The sequence below is a fragment of the Acinetobacter sp. ANC 5414 genome, from assembly GCF_013004295.1.
Classification (GTDB): Bacteria; Pseudomonadota; Gammaproteobacteria; order Pseudomonadales; family Moraxellaceae; genus Acinetobacter.
Map to the genome: position 1 here is coordinate 14144 of NZ_JABERM010000033.1, position 14889 is coordinate 29032.

At 38.6% G+C, this 14889-nt stretch carries 16 protein-coding genes; 8 read left to right on the forward strand and 8 right to left on the reverse strand.

The window, feature by feature from the left end:
- Nucleotides 1-108: 108 nt before the first annotated feature.
- Entirely contained in the window at nucleotides 109-468 is a 360-nt protein-coding gene (locus tag HLH18_RS14395) for a YMGG-like glycine zipper-containing protein (RefSeq protein ID WP_171547376.1), read from the forward strand.
- Nucleotides 469-515: 47 nt separating this feature from the next.
- Here HLH18_RS14395 and HLH18_RS14400 read toward each other — a convergent pair whose 3' ends face one another.
- Nucleotides 516-1004 (reverse strand): PaaI family thioesterase, encoded by a 489-nt coding sequence (locus HLH18_RS14400; RefSeq protein ID WP_171547377.1) that lies wholly within the window; start codon nucleotides 1002-1004, stop codon nucleotides 516-518.
- Between the two features lie 117 nt (nucleotides 1005-1121).
- On the opposite strand from HLH18_RS14400, the gene HLH18_RS14405 reads away from it, so the two are divergent.
- The 5 genes from HLH18_RS14405 to htpG all read left to right on the forward strand — a co-directional run bounded on the left by HLH18_RS14405 (nucleotide 1122) and on the right by htpG (nucleotide 6958).
- Nucleotides 1122-1988, forward strand: coding sequence for an alpha/beta fold hydrolase (locus HLH18_RS14405; RefSeq protein ID WP_171547378.1), 867 nt, complete (start codon nucleotides 1122-1124; stop codon nucleotides 1986-1988).
- A 130-nt stretch (nucleotides 1989-2118) separates the two neighbouring features.
- Entirely contained in the window at nucleotides 2119-3486 is a 1368-nt protein-coding gene (locus HLH18_RS14410) for a Na+/H+ antiporter family protein (protein ID WP_171547379.1), read from the forward strand.
- A gap of 318 nt (nucleotides 3487-3804) precedes the next feature.
- A complete protein-coding gene (locus tag HLH18_RS14415) occupies nucleotides 3805-4437 on the forward strand; it encodes an OmpW/AlkL family protein (RefSeq protein WP_171547380.1) in 633 nt (210 codons plus the stop codon).
- A gap of 163 nt (nucleotides 4438-4600) precedes the next feature.
- Entirely contained in the window at nucleotides 4601-4945 is a 345-nt protein-coding gene (locus HLH18_RS14420) for a lysozyme inhibitor LprI family protein (protein WP_171547381.1), read from the forward strand.
- Between the two features lie 93 nt (nucleotides 4946-5038).
- Nucleotides 5039-6958 carry a molecular chaperone HtpG gene (htpG, locus tag HLH18_RS14425; protein WP_171547382.1) on the forward strand — a complete coding sequence of 640 codons (1920 nt, stop codon included), beginning with the start codon at nucleotides 5039-5041 and terminating at the stop codon, nucleotides 6956-6958.
- 86 nt (nucleotides 6959-7044) lie between these two features.
- Here htpG and HLH18_RS14430 read toward each other — a convergent pair whose 3' ends face one another.
- From HLH18_RS14430 to HLH18_RS14450, 5 genes are all read right to left on the reverse strand, one after another.
- Complete coding sequence (locus HLH18_RS14430; protein ID WP_171547383.1) at nucleotides 7045-8169, reverse strand: hypothetical protein; 1125 nt, start codon at nucleotides 8167-8169, stop codon at nucleotides 7045-7047.
- Between the two features lie 84 nt (nucleotides 8170-8253).
- Nucleotides 8254-9729 carry a hypothetical protein gene (locus HLH18_RS14435; RefSeq protein ID WP_171547384.1) on the reverse strand — a complete coding sequence of 492 codons (1476 nt, stop codon included), beginning with the start codon at nucleotides 9727-9729 and terminating at the stop codon, nucleotides 8254-8256.
- A gap of 10 nt (nucleotides 9730-9739) precedes the next feature.
- Nucleotides 9740-9919 carry a hypothetical protein gene (locus HLH18_RS14440; protein WP_171547385.1) on the reverse strand — a complete coding sequence of 60 codons (180 nt, stop codon included), beginning with the start codon at nucleotides 9917-9919 and terminating at the stop codon, nucleotides 9740-9742.
- A 348-nt stretch (nucleotides 9920-10267) separates the two neighbouring features.
- Nucleotides 10268-10453, reverse strand: a complete 186-nt coding sequence (locus HLH18_RS14445; protein ID WP_086194216.1) for a hypothetical protein — start codon at nucleotides 10451-10453, stop codon at nucleotides 10268-10270.
- Between the two features lie 231 nt (nucleotides 10454-10684).
- Nucleotides 10685-10912, reverse strand: a complete 228-nt coding sequence (locus HLH18_RS14450) for a glycine zipper domain-containing protein (protein WP_131289349.1) — start codon at nucleotides 10910-10912, stop codon at nucleotides 10685-10687.
- Nucleotides 10913-11153: 241 nt separating this feature from the next.
- On the opposite strand from HLH18_RS14450, the gene HLH18_RS14455 reads away from it, so the two are divergent.
- Complete coding sequence (locus HLH18_RS14455; protein ID WP_067726883.1) at nucleotides 11154-11354, forward strand: dodecin family protein; 201 nt, start codon at nucleotides 11154-11156, stop codon at nucleotides 11352-11354.
- A 90-nt stretch (nucleotides 11355-11444) separates the two neighbouring features.
- Here the strand turns inward: HLH18_RS14455 and HLH18_RS14460 are convergent, their stop codons facing one another.
- Nucleotides 11445-12146, reverse strand: coding sequence for a DsbA family oxidoreductase (locus tag HLH18_RS14460; protein WP_131289347.1), 702 nt, complete (start codon nucleotides 12144-12146; stop codon nucleotides 11445-11447).
- 180 nt (nucleotides 12147-12326) lie between these two features.
- Between HLH18_RS14460 and HLH18_RS14465 the strand changes: the two genes are divergently transcribed.
- A complete protein-coding gene (locus HLH18_RS14465) occupies nucleotides 12327-13076 on the forward strand; it encodes a hypothetical protein (RefSeq protein ID WP_171547386.1) in 750 nt (249 codons plus the stop codon).
- Between the two features lie 128 nt (nucleotides 13077-13204).
- Here HLH18_RS14465 and scpC read toward each other — a convergent pair whose 3' ends face one another.
- Nucleotides 13205-14722, reverse strand: a complete 1518-nt coding sequence (gene scpC, locus HLH18_RS14470; RefSeq protein ID WP_171547387.1) for a succinyl-CoA:acetate CoA-transferase ScpC — start codon at nucleotides 14720-14722, stop codon at nucleotides 13205-13207.
- Between the last annotated feature and the right edge of the window lie 167 nt (nucleotides 14723-14889).

A 14889-nucleotide genomic window follows, 5' to 3' on the forward strand; every position in this document is an offset into this window, starting at 1 on the left:
ATGACTTTTACAAAATGCTGCATTTTAGCTGTAATGGGTAACATTTCCCTTTTATTACTCTCCACAAATTAGGCTAAGCTAAGAAGAGTGAGAACCAGGGGAAATTCCATGAAAAAGTTAATGAGCCTAATGGCGGTTGTGACCATGTCCACTTTTATGTTAGCAGGTTGTGACACCATGTCTCCCAATGAGCAGAGAGTTGGCGCAGCAGCACTGGGTGGTGCAATCGGTGGCGGTGTAGGTAATCAAGTCGGCGGTGGCGTTGGTGCAGCAGTCGGTGGTGGTGCAGGCGCAGCGGTCGGTAGTAAAACCCAAGATGGTTCTAACCGTAATGCAGTGTATAGTGGTGTAGGTGGTGCCATTGGTTCTGCAGTGGGTAAGAGCGTGATTGGTGGTAATGCCGGTGCTGCGATTGGTGGTGCAATTGGTGGTGGTGCCGGAGCTGCCATCGAACAGAAAAAACGTTAATTCAACGTCTTAATTGAAGTAAAAGCGCTTGATCAACAAGCGCTTTTTTATTGTCGAGTGGCAGGTTTAGGGTTTTTTCTACGGATATAGACTGTTTTTTCAATTTCTGCAATGCGGATGCCTGCATCATCAAAAATATTGACTGTATATTTGCGATAAACAGGCACGTAATTATCAGTAAGCTCTTTAATATGGGCTATTTCCACGGCATCTAGGCGAATATCAGCATAGACGGTGTTGCGTCCTGGTGAGAGAAAATTAATGTGAGCCGATTTATCCCAGACGATATATTTTGATCCGAGATGATGAAGCAGTAAAAGCATAAAAAACGGATCGACCATGGAGTACAAGCTTCCTCCAAAATGCACCCCAACCACATTTTGATTTTTACGCGTTAAAGGCATTTTTACGCGAATGTGATAATTTGCCAAATCCATTTTTTCGATCTCAATACCGGCACCATGGTAAGGTGCGTAGCGATTGATCATAAATTTAGAGATTGCAGGTATTGTCTGTAGTTTTTTTAAAAGGCTCATAGAGGTCAATTTTTTTTATGGCTACCCAGACCATACTAGAGCAGAATTAAAATTGGGACATTGATCAGGTTGCCCAATCATCAAGATAAATAGTCAATAAAAAAATGAGAAAGGCTTATGCAGAAAACCCAATGGGTAACGACCCGAGATCAACAGCATCTCTATGTGAAAACATGGGGGAATGAGGAAAAACCGGCTTTAGTCTTGGTGCATGGTTACCCTGATAATCAGGACGTATGGGAGCCAATTATTCAGGAGCTCATTCAAGATTTTTATATTGTCACTTATGATGTACGCGGAGCAGGGCAGTCCTCCATTCCAGCACGTATTCGTGACTATCGCTTAGAACAGTTATCGTTAGATTTAGAAAGTGTAGTCAATGCTGTATTAAAAGATTGGCCTTTCCATTTGGCAGCGCATGATTGGGGTTCTATTCAGTCTTGGGAGTCGGTCACCGAAGCTAAATTTAAAGCACGAATTTTATCTTATAGTACGATTTCAGGACCGTGTTTAGACCATGCTGCATTTTGGATGCGTAATCAGTTTAAACAAGACAAGGGCAAGTTCTTTCAGCAACTGACCAAGTCTTGGTATATCGCAGTATTTCAACTGCCTTTACTGGCACCTACGGTATGGAATTTTTTCAGTCCTGAAAAATGGGGCAAAGTGCTTGAAAAGTTAGAGCACAAAAAAAACTTGCCTTTAAATCCCCATATTACATCAGATGGGAAACATGGAATCGGGCTGTATCGTGCCAATTTTCTGCCACGCTTAACTCGGCCACGTCAGCGTTTTGCAGTTTGTCCGGTTCAAGCAATTGTGTTGAAACGCGACAATTTTGTCAGTCCTGAACTGATTGATGAAATACCAAAATGGGCTGAAAATTTTCAGCGTGTAGATGTCGATGCCAATCATTGGGCACTATTAAGCCAACCTCAATTGGTCGCAGATTATATCCGTAGCTTTGCTTTGGAACAGATTTAAATCCATTTACTTGTATTTAATTACATGAATTTAAATGAAAAAGTTGATGGTGGATAAAAGCCATCAATTTACAGTTTCAATGAGTTGGATCTGCTAAAATATCGGCTTTTCATCTTCCTCTCAATTGATTATGTTCGCAATTCTTGCCGCTATCGGAGTCATGTTCGGACTCTCATTAGCTCGTGTGCCTGTAGTATTTGCATTGGTGATCGGTGCTGTTGCCGGTGGTTTATTGGCCGGTCTAGGTCTACAAGGAACTTTAGATGCATTTAATAATGGCCTAGGTGGCGGGGCTAAGATTGCCTTAGCTTATGGTATTTTAGGTGCATTTGCACTTGCTTTAGCACGGTCGGGTTTGCCGGATTTATTGGCTTATAAACTGATTTCCACCTTAAAAGGGGATGCCAATGTTCAATCGCAAAATAAAGTTAAATATCTAATTTTCTTTACGATTGTCGCTGCTGCGGTGTCTTCGCAAAACCTGATTCCTGTTCATATTGCTTTTATCCCGGTTTTGATTCCACCTTTGTTAAGTGTCTTTAACCATTTAAATTTAGACCGCCGCGCTGTGGCCTGTTTATTAACTTTTGGTTTATGCGCCACCTATATGCTGGTTCCGGTCGGATTTGGTGCCATTTTCCTGAATGATATTTTAGGTCAAAACATCAATACTTTTGGTAAGCCTTACGGTTTTGAAATTAGCTACGATCAAATACCATCTGCAATGGCTATTCCCGTTTTTGGCATGTTCGTGGGACTATTGATTGCGGTCTTTTATAGCTATCGTAAACCACGAATTTATAAAGAAATTCAGCTTGAGGCAAGTCATCATAGTATTTCCGGTGAGGTTGTTACCGATGCGAATGCTAAGCCACAAATTGCAAAATTCACCTTGATAATGGCCGCTTTTGCAGTCATTGCGACCTTGGCTGTACAGCTTTATTCAGATTCGATGATTCTTGCCGGTTTGGTGGGTGTCGCGATTTTAAGCTGCGCGGGTATTTTTAAGTGGAAAGAAGCGGATGATGTGATTATTACCGGTATGCGAATGATGGCATTGGTCGGTTTTATTATGATTGCTGCACAAGGTTTTGCATCTGTCATTGAGGCCACCAATCAAGTTCCTGCTTTGGTCAATGCATCTGTTGAGTGGATCGGTAACAGTAAAGGCCTGGCTGCATTTTTAATGTTGCTGGTCGGTTTGCTGATTACCTTAGGGATTGGTTCATCGTTCTCTACGGTGCCGATTTTAGCCATTATCTATGTGCCTTTATGTATCCAGTTTGGCTTTAGTCCCGCTGCAACCATTGCAATTATTGGTACCGCCGCAGCTTTGGGTGATGCGGGTTCTCCAGCCTCTGATTCAACTTTAGGACCAACCTCAGGTTTAAATATGGATGGGCAGCATGACCATATGAGAGACAGTGTGGTTCCTACATTTATCCATTTTAATATTCCTTTATTGGTATTTGGATGGATTGCTGCAATGGTTCTTTAATCTAAACTAATATTTAAATTTAGTTTGATTATATTTTATGTATAATATTAATAGATGTATTTAAAATAAACCTTTTAAATACTTAATATAATAAACCCGATTAATATACTCGGAATATAATAATAAACTTGATTAACTTGGTTGGTATTTAAAACCAACCAAGTTAGTCTATTTAAAATAAATAATTAATATTATCAATTGCTTAAAAATAAATATAATTATTATTAATTAATCACTATTGCATATTAATTTGTCTCATGTTTATTATTAATTAATGTTTGAAAATTGTTGTTATTATTCTTCCAAGGGGTATTTAAAATGTTAAAACAAGTTGCTCTTATTACATTATTGGGGATGTCTGCTTCTGCAATGGCGGGTCAGTGGCAGGTTAAAGTAGGTGCTTCAGCATTAGCTCCACAAAATGATGATAACGGTACACTAGACCTTACATCTAAAGGTTTAGGTTATCAAAAAGCAGTTGTGAGCAATGAAGTCAATTTCACACCTTCGATTGAATATATTTTTGATAATTCACCTCTTTCTGTTGAATTACTATTGGCAGCGCCATTCAAACATGATGTGGACATTGGTCCATTTTCAGAAGCCGCTTCTTTTAAGCATTTACCTCCTACAATCACCGCAAAGTATAACTTTAAGAACTCAACTCGTTTTACTCCGTACGTAGGTGTGGGCGCGACAGTTGTGGTGCCTTGGGATGAAAAATTAAAAAATGATGCGGCTGGCTTAGGTAAGCTGGATGCTGATGTAGCCTATGGTGTAGCAGGGCAAGTTGGTTTTAACTTCCAACCAGCTGATGCGAAAAACTGGGGTGTTTATGCAGATGTGCGCTATGCTGATGTAAAAACTGATTTAACATTAGATGGTGCAAAAATTGGCGAGCTTGAAGTAAACCCTTGGGTTTATACGCTTGGTTATAGCTACAAATTCTAAGACTAAAATAAAAATAAGCGCCACAAAACCTCATCTTTATAGATGGGGTTTTTTAATGAAAAACTTACAATAAATCACATAGATTGAGCACTTTGATACTACTTGATGATCAAGATTTTGTTTAAGTTGGTTATACACAATAAGCTAAAAGAGAAAACAAATCATGAAATTATTCAATTTATACAGTGTGGTCTTTTTTAGCCTATTTAGTGGGTCTGTTTTTGCTGCTAGTTTCAATTGTGATAATGCCCGTACACAAACAGAACATGCGATTTGTGAGCATCGTGCTGTAAATGATGCCGATGTGAAAATGGCAACCACTTATAATATTATTAAGCGTCTGGTTCCTATGGGGACTCGTGGCGTGATTCAGGATGAACAGGTAAAGTGGCTACAATTACGTGATCAATGTGGTAACTCGAGCCGTTGTTTAACAGAAGTATATAAAATGCGCCAACAAAAACTGGATCTGTATATGGATCGTGTTTATAAACAAGGTCCTTTTTAAGAAAAATTTATTCCTTACTATTGAAAATTTCTCAAGTCACTCCATTCATTAAGCATTCAATAAAAAGTGTTTAATGAATTTAAGGAGTGACTGATGAGCGAACAAAGTACACAAAAACATAGTTTCCAAGCAGAAGTAGCCCAACTTTTACATTTGGTGACGCATTCACTTTATTCAAATCCGGAAATTTTCTTACGCGAACTAATTTCGAATGCATCTGATGCATGTGACAAGTTACGTTTTGAAGGAATCAATCATCCAGAATATTATGAAAATGATCCTGAACTGCATGTTCGTGTCACTCTAGATAAAGACAATAAAACCATCACCATTTCAGACAACGGGATTGGTTTAACTCAACAAGAAGCGATTGATAATTTAGGTACCATTGCTAAGTCTGGCACCAAAGATTTTATGTCTAGACTGTCAGGTGATCAGAAAGCCGATGCACAATTGATTGGCCAGTTTGGTGTCGGTTTCTATTCAGGCTTTATTGTTGCCGAAAAAATTACTGTTGAATCCCGTCATGCAGCTGCAGATGTTACTGATGGCGTACGCTGGATCAGTGAAGGCACAGGTGATTTTGAAGTTGAACAAATCACCAAGGCTTCACGTGGAACAGATATCATTTTGCATTTACGTGATAATGCACTTGAGTATTTAGAGTCTTATAAAGTTAAGCAAATCATCAATAAATATTCTGACCACATTAGCTTGCCGATTGAAATGCAAAAAGAAGTTTGGCAGCAAGAAGAAGCGGCTGAAGGTGAAGAACCTAAAGCAGGTCAGATGGTCAAAACGGATGAATGGGAAGCGATTAACTCAGCAAGTGCACTTTGGACCCGAAATAAAAATGAGATCACTGACGAGCAATACATTGAGTTTTATAAGAACTTAAGCCATGACTTTGAAGCACCATTGGCTTGGGCACACAATCGTGTTGAAGGTAGTACCGAATATACCCAATTACTCTATGTACCAAGCAAAGCTCCTCACAATATCTTTACTCGTGAAGCGAAAGCGGGCATCAAGCTGTATGTAAAACGTGTGTTCATTCTGGATGAAGCGGATAACCTGATTCCAAATTATTTGCGTTTTGTACAGGGTGTTGTCGATAGTGCTGATCTTCCACTCAATGTCAGCCGTGAACTGCTACAGGAAAGTCGTGATGTTAAAACCATTCGCGAAGGTAATACCCGCCGTATTTTAACCATGCTGGATAGCTTGGCGAAGTCGGAAGATGAAAAAGACCAAGAGAAATTCAAACAGTTCTATGCTGAATTTGGTTCAGTGATTAAAGAAGGTTTGGGCGAAGACTTTGGCAACCGTGAACGTATTTTAAAATTATTACGTTTCTCTACCTCGACCAATGATGAGATTGCAACTTCATTGGCAGATTACAAAGCACGAATGAAAGAAGGGCAAAAAGCTATTTATTACGTGACTGCCGATAGTCTAAGTGCTGCGAAAAACTCACCACAACTGGAACTGTTCAAGAAAAAAGGCATTGAAGTGCTATTGATGGCGGACCGTGTGGATGAATGGGCGATGGAATTCGTCAATGAGTTTGATGGTACAGCTATGCAAAACGTGGCTAAAGGTGCAGTGGATTTAGGTGACCTGCAAGATGCAGAGGAGAAGAAAGCACTTGAAACTGCCGCTGAACAATTTAAACCAGTGGTTGAAAAACTATCGGATTCACTGAAAGCCAAAACCAAAGAAGTGCGTGTAACCACACGTTTGGTCGATTCTCCTGCATGTTTGGTGACGGGTGAAGGTGAGCTTTCTCCACAATTGATTCGTATGTTGAAACAAGCGGGTCAGGCTGTACCAGAAAGTAAACCGATTCTGGAAATTAACCCAGAACATCCTTTGGTAAAAAAACTCGAGGGCTCGAGTCAGTTTGATGATCTGGCCAATGTGATCTTCGATCAGGCAGTGATTGCTGAAGGTGGTTTGCCTGATGACCCGGCTGAATATGTAAAACGTATTAACAGTTTGTTGTTGAAATAAGTCCTTTCCTCATGAAACAAAAAACCTCCTTCGGGAGGTTTTTTTATTGAATATTATAGCTGTGGGCAAGTAGCAGTTATGCACGATTAAAACAGTGCTTCCAAACGCACTGATGCACCAATGAAATGACTACGATCATCCCGATGATTATTAAAATAATTTAAATTGCCTTGGACATAAAACCATTCACGCCATAATGGTTGGCGCCAAGAAACGAAGGGACCCCAGCTATTTAAACGTAAGTCATTATTGTTTAAAAAACCACCGGTATAAATACCATAACTAAAGGTATTTGCATGGAAAAACTGATGCTGTCTAAACAGGTTATTATCCCAGGTTAAGTCATCATCTTGCTCATCTGCATAAGTGAGATTGAGCTGGTTAGAAAGAATAGCTTTATCAGGATGGGCATGAGTGAGCTCAAAGTTGGTTCTTAAATAATTTTTACTATCAATGCCATAGCGATAAATCTGTTCAGCATGAAAACTGAAATCATTTTCCAGTTTCCAATCCCTGGATGCTTTTAAGCGGAGATAAATATCATCCCCTGAACGAAGTCCCAAATCCAAATCAGTTTCGAAAGGGAGGCGCTTAGAAAAATCTGACCAACGCAATGCAAAAGAACTGTTATTTTCACGGGTACGTTGCCGGTCTATGATTTTATCATCGCTACTGCCTGGATTTTCATCGGTAATGGCAACATTGTTATCCAGTTCATTATCTAAAGAATCATCACCAAAAACGATACTTACTTTACGCTCTAAAGTTGGAAGTTTAATTCTGCCGCGAATACGCGGTTTAATTTCATAGTCATCATGTTTATTCCAACTATTATCCACGATTACACGTAATGTCGCCGATGCCGGTTTTTCTGGATTTGTTTTACCGAACCAATTGTCAATTTTATGCGAGGTATTATCTGCCCAGTTTCGAACTTTAAGCTGGTTGCGGTCTAACCAAGTTAGATCTGCAGTTTGCAAGATGGGCGGAACAATAGGTTCATTTGATTGTTGTGGCAAAAATGTCGGTAGCGCATCGATCCAATTTGGAATTTGATAAAGCAAATTATAGTCTTCATCTTTAGTCGATAATGAACTCGGGGGGGAATGAGTGACTTGTTCTGAAGTCTCAGATCCATTTGAGACGTTCATGATCCCAGATAGCAGTATAAATAACAGCGATTTCGATAAAGTGATTTTCTTTTTTGGCATATCCTTGCTCTTATATTTCTGATCATTTGATAGTCTTGTAAAAATTGCCCCTAAAAAGCAAGCTTTGGCTACAAAAAATAAAACTTAATCTGAAATATGCTTTTGAATTGCCTCATATAGTTGATAACAGTCGATTGGAGATTTCAGCTGGGTAATAATATTCTGAATTAATTGCCAGCTTACCCCGTGCTGACGTTCTAATAAAAAATAAGGATAAGCCGATTCAGTTCGAGCCAGCCTTAAGCGTTTCTGCCCATGAATAACCCGAATTTTTTGTCTGTCTTTTAATAAAAGCAGCGGTGTTTTAAAGTCAGCAGGACTTTCCTCAAATTGAATAAATTTTTGTGTTTGAAAAAGCTGTGCAGGAATAAAAGGAATATAGTTTTCACTTGTCCAAATTAAAGTCGCTTTTTGTGTATAGCTATAAAATAGAGCCTCAAAATCAGTAAAATTCTCTGCAATATCTTCCCAGTGAATTTCTTTAATCGCAGCGATATGCTGTTGGGATTGCTCAGTAAATCCATTCATTAAAGGAATGGCTTGCACTTGATTCTCTACACCCAACAACGCTAAATATTTAACAAAACAACCTTGCGAATTGATTTGTTCAGCCAGATAAATTGGGCGTTGTTGCCAATTTTGTAAATCTGAAGCATGTATGAGCAAATCGAGATATTGAGAAATTTCTGGAAGGCCTGGAATTTCTAAAACATATAACGTTTGTACAGAAGAATTTTCCTCATGCAGCGGATGAATATGTGCGATATAGGAGCCTAGTTTTAGGCTTTGAGGACAATCCTTTTTGCTAAGTTTTTCAGCTCTGAGGGGGGCTTGAGCCGTTATTGCAGGAATTGCCTGTTGATCCTCCTCTGATCTTTGTGGCAGTTCATTAATAACTTGTGCATCACCTTGCTGTGCCAGTGAATCCAGGGTGGTTGTAGGCTCATGAACATATGGAATATTAACTTGTGACTCGATCAAACCTGGCTCATGGATTTGATTTTGTTGTTGTATAGCATGTGTAGACAGATTCCAGTTTGTCTCGGTCTCGGTTAAAGTAGGAGCAATGGGTTGGTCTAAAAGAACTGGTTTTTGTTTTAATTCATCATCCGTTGTTAGGCAGCTATAGCGTTGTTGCTGTTCCAGCATCCAGTGATAAATATCATCTAGACTTCCCCAGTTACTGATCAATGCGCTGCGGTTTGGGGCTGGAATTAACCAGATTTGCCAGCCTTGTGCAGGGTGATGCAAAATGGCCCAACCTGATTCAGTATTTTGATATAGCGCTTGTTGTAAAATACGATCCTGTCGAAAAAGACCACGATAAGAAAGTTTAAATAGTGTTTGTTCCGTGAAATCTGTTGCGGCTTTCTCAGGTTGGGTTTGAGACTTAAATTTCAAAATTTGTTTTTTAAAAATGGGTTCATCACATAAGCGAAAAATTTCGATTAAACGTGATTTTGATTTTGCAATTTCAAAAAAAGATAAAGAGCGATGTTCCAAATCATCTAACAAATGATGTAATTCTTTAATCAGCAGAGCTTTTTCTAAGGCATTCATAAACTGACCTCTAGAGATGTTTTTGTGCTTTTTCTAGATAACTTGCCAATACAATATTAATAGCAAGTTCAAGTAATTTATATTCTGCAGACGTGGGTGCGGGGTGTTGTTCAGCCAGCGCAATCAGACGATCAATGTTGATTGTTTGCGGAGGAATTTTACCTTGAATCAGCGCTTGAAGTTCTTGCATAAGAAAACGGTTTCATTGAATGAAATTATTAATTTAATGCTTTGATTATATGGATTTAAAAAGAAAAAGCATGAAGAAATATTGTCATTTTTTGAGCATTTATAGACATAAAGAGCAAAAAATGTAGATTTTAGATAAAAAACATTCAAATTTTTTGATGGTGGAATTGGAAAATAGATTGTGATTTATCGTTTAATTTTTCATCATATTGAAAATCAATAGATTAAATTATGGTTAAAATCTTGTGTCGATCCTGAATAGGATGAGAGTAAATAAAATGATTTTTTCAGCATAAAAAAACAGACTGAGTTAGATCAGTCTGTTTTTTTAATGGAATAAGGTAACTTATTAAGCCACTTTTTCACAGGCAGCTTTATCTTGAGTTACAGGTTCCAAAGCCGATACTTTTTGGTCGGCCTTTACGGTTGTAACTGCTTTTTTAGCAGGAAAATCTGGAACAAAAACAATTTGAGCAGATACATTTGCAGAAAAAGCCACAACAGCAATAGCCAAAAAAGATTTAATAGCATTCATGATCATTTCCTTTAGTGGAAGGATGCCCAAGAAAGATGGGCAAGGGAGAGGAGTAAAATAAATTTCATGTAAATATTATCAAATAATGATCAGGTTAAGTAAGTGCTGAGGGGTGAAAAAAGATGAATGGTGAGTTTAAATTATTATATAAATCATGTATTTAGAGTTTTTGCTCTAAGACGGATTGTGTTTCAACAATCCGTCTTAAGTCATTTAGAAATATAAAAATTATCAATTTTTATGACATTTACTTTGGCACTTACTTTTGCATTTTTTCTCGTAAACTTTACCAGAAATACCACCAATAATAGCGCCACTCACGGTACCAAAAACAGGTAATACACTACCCGCAACAGCACCAATCAATGCACCTGTGACTGTAGGAGAAAAAGGTGATTTGATGTTTGAGCGCTGTTTAGGGGTAGAATCAACAGCAGCATCTTGAGTTTCAGTGTTCATATTTACCTCTTTAAGTTTCATGATTCAGAACTTAAATGTTCCGCATATCAGCCTAGCGAATTGTGCATCTGATTGTGTCCAAGCCTTGTATATATAAGTTGTGTTTTGTAAGAGCGAGATAGGGGGCAGTGATATTGTGTCTTACGTGTAAGTTTTTGCGGTGTAATGTTAAAACAAGGATTTTTGTTTAAAAAATACCCTATGATCAGGCCTCACAAGAATAAAATTTGAGGTTTAAACAATGGCTATCGCAAAAGTAGTTGAGGTTAATTCAAGCAGTAATAAAAGTTTTGAAGATGCAATTCAAACAGGTATTCACAAAGTCACCGAAACAATAAAAAATGTGCAAGGTGCATGGATCAATGAGCAAAAAGTAGTGATTAAGGACAATAAAATTACTGAGTATCGCGTGAATTTAAAAATCAGTTTCTTGGTCGATTAGATTGATGAATTGTAAAATAAAAAATCCCCTGATTCGGGGATTTTTTATGACCAGTTACAGTAATTCTATGTCATTAATAATGAAATAGAATTATTTCTCTGGAACATCACAGAGATCATCTTTACAGATTGCCGCATCTTCAGCTTCAATATTCGCTTGTTGTGGTGCTTCTAAAGCTTTTTCAAAGACTTGTAAAAATACTTCACGCGGTTGTGCACCTGCTAATGCAATGCGTTGATCAAAGACAAAGAACGGTACGCCGGTCACTTTTAATTGATCTCTTGCCACATCTTCATCAAATTTAACGAAGTCAGCGTATTCTTCTGAATTGAGCACATCTTCCACTTCAACCGGATTTAAGCCAATGCGTGCAGCAACATCTTCAATCGTTTCACGTTCGCCAATCGGTAAACCTTGGGTCATATAACTATAGAAAAAGGCTTCTTTGGCTTCTGAACCCAATCCTTTACTTTGAGCCAGGTGAATAATGCGATGAGCATTGAAGGTGTTACCTGAGTTGGCATTTTCCCAATTGAATTGGATGCCTTCTTCAGCAGCCATAGCGGCAATATTACGTTGCATCTCTTCAACGTCTGCAACGGTGCGTCCGTATTTTTGTGCAAGACGTTCAGAGTTTGAAATTTCCTGACGGATTGGCGCTTCTGGATCAAGTTCATAACTATGCCAATGAACTTCAAGTTCTAAACCGGCTTGTTCAGCAGCAGCTTCAAGACGTTTTTTACCAATATAACAAAATGGGCAAACCACATCTGACCAAATATCTACGCGCATGAGAAATCTCGAATCTTTTATTGCCTATATTGATGGGGGTTCGGACAAAAATTTAAAGCATGAAAATTGAATTAATGCTGAAACGGGCTAGAAAAACTTGATATGTTTTAGGTGAATAAATAACCGTTCAGGTTCTGAATCGGGTTATGCTATTGGAAAGTCAGTATAGGGGAGTTTCGCATGCCAAGGATTTTTCTCATCTTGGGATTGGCGACATGTGCCGTATTTGGTTGGATGTTTTATCAGTATTCGGTACAACAAAATGACCTGAGCCAACTCAAGACCTACCAAACTGTATTGTATGAAAAAGCAGAACTCATTTATGAGCAGGCCCAGGACTGGTCTGAACCGATTGATATCAATGTGTCAGATAACCGTTTACAGGGTGATTATAAAGTGATGGCCGACTTTGTCCTGAGTCAGATGATTCAAAATGCTGAAGCCCGTAATCAGTATCTGCGTGAACTCAAAGCAATTCACTGGGATAAATTTTTAGATATTGATCGCTTAGATCAAGACCGTAAACAGAAGTATGTAGAAACTGAGCAGATGTTGAAACAAGCCCATCTTCTGGCTGTACAGTATCAACAACAAACCCAGCAACGTGAAGAAGATACCTTGGCAAGAGCCAAACATTTATCCATTAAAGCCAATCTGCGGCATCAATTAACAGACAGTCTACGTGAAAGTCGCGACAGTGATAAAACCCATGCTTTATTTGCTTTAGAGTTGCAGGTGTTAAATAAAGCCGATGCTTTGTTCGAGATTCTGAAAAATAATAAATGGCAGAAAAAAAACAAGACCTTTATGTTTTATGAAGATCAGCCATTGAAGCAATTTAATGCTCTATATCAGCAGGTGTTACAGTTGAATGCAGAAATGGAAAAAATTAAAAAGCAAAATCGCCAAGCGGTTGAACAACAGCTATAACATTCGAACTTGCATTCTACTGAACATAGGATGATTGAATTTAATATTTTTTAGATCACAGAAATGACCTTCTTGAAATAAAAAAAGCGTACCGAAGTACGCTTTTTAAATGCTTTTAGTCTTTGCAATTAAGCACTTTTAGCTTCTGGTTGAGCTGCAAGCATATGACCAGTTTCTTCAAAATTAGCGTGCCATGAAAGCGCTTCACGAAGAAGGTGAGGAGTATGGCCACCTTTTGCACATGAACGGTCAAAGTAATCATTCAATGCATCACGGTACATTGGGTGAGCACAGTTGTCGATAATGGCACGAGCACGTTCACGTGGTGCTAAACCGCGCAAGTCTGCAAGACCTTGTTCAGTGACAAGAATATCAACATCATGTTCAGAATGGTCTACGTGTGACGCCATTGGTACGATTGAAGAGATGTCACCACCTTTTGCAATCGACTTGGTCACAAAAATAGCCAAGTGAGCATTACGTGCGAAGTCACCTGAACCACCGATACCGTTCATCATTTTAGTACCGCAAACGTGAGTTGAGTTTACGTTACCGTAAATGTCAAACTCGAGTGCAGTGTTGATGCCGATAATCCCTAAACGACGAACCAATTCAGGGTGGTTTGAAATTTCTTGTGGACGAAGTACAAGTTTGTCTTTGTATGCTTCAAGGTTGTTAAATACTTTTTCGCCATATTTAGCAGAAAGCGTAATTGATGAACCTGAAGCGAACTTCATTTTACCTGCATCGATTAATTCAAAGGTACAGTCTTGAAGTACTTCTGAATACATCACAAGATCTTCAAAGTTAGATTCTTTAAGACCAGTCAATACGGCATTGGCAATTGAACCAATCCCTGCTTGTAATGGGCCAAGATCTTTCGGTAAACGACCTTCAGCAACTTCTTGTTCAAAGAAATTGATCAAGTGGTTTGCGATACCTTGAGTTTCATCATCTGGCTCAGTCACAGTTGATGGAGAATCGTGGTATTCGCTGTTAAATACGATCCCTGCAATTTTAGATGGATCGATATTGATCGCATGTGTACCAATACGTTCATCGACTTGAGTCAATGGAATTGCTTGACGTGTTGGACGGTAAGTCGGGATATAAATATCGTGTAAGCCTTCAAAAGCAGGGCTTAAATTGGTATTAATTTCTACAATCACTTTTTCAGCAAAAATGGCAAAGCTTGCAGAGTTACCCACAGATGTCGTTGGGATAATGCCGCCATCTTCAGTAATTGCAACTGCTTCAATGATTGCAACATCCGGTTTTTTAAGCTGAAGATTACGCATTTGTTCAACTGTTTCAGACAAATGCTGATCGATAAACATCACTTCGCCTTTGTTGATGGCTTTACGTAAAGTATTATCAACCTGGAAAGGTAAACGGCGAGCAAGAACACCAGCTTCAGTTAATTGTTTGTCTAAGTCGTTACCCAGACTAGCACCAGTAATTAAAGTAATTTTCAAAGGATTACTGTGAGCTTGTTTTACAAGTGCTAGAGGAACAGCTTTTGCTTCACCTGCACGAGTAAATCCACTCATACCTACAGTCATACCATCTTGGATAAAAGTAGCAGCTTGTTCTGCGCTCATGACTTTGTCATGAAGTGATGCTAAACGAATACGATCTAAAGACATGGTTTACGCTCAATTCTTGTTCAATAACTAGACGGATTGTACCGCCCTAAAAAGGAATTGTGCATGCCTGTTAGGCTAAGGTCTAATTTTTTGAAAAAATGTGGGTATAATAATTTTTTATGGTTATTAATCTATTGATTTTACTGATGTAAAAATGAATGGATTAA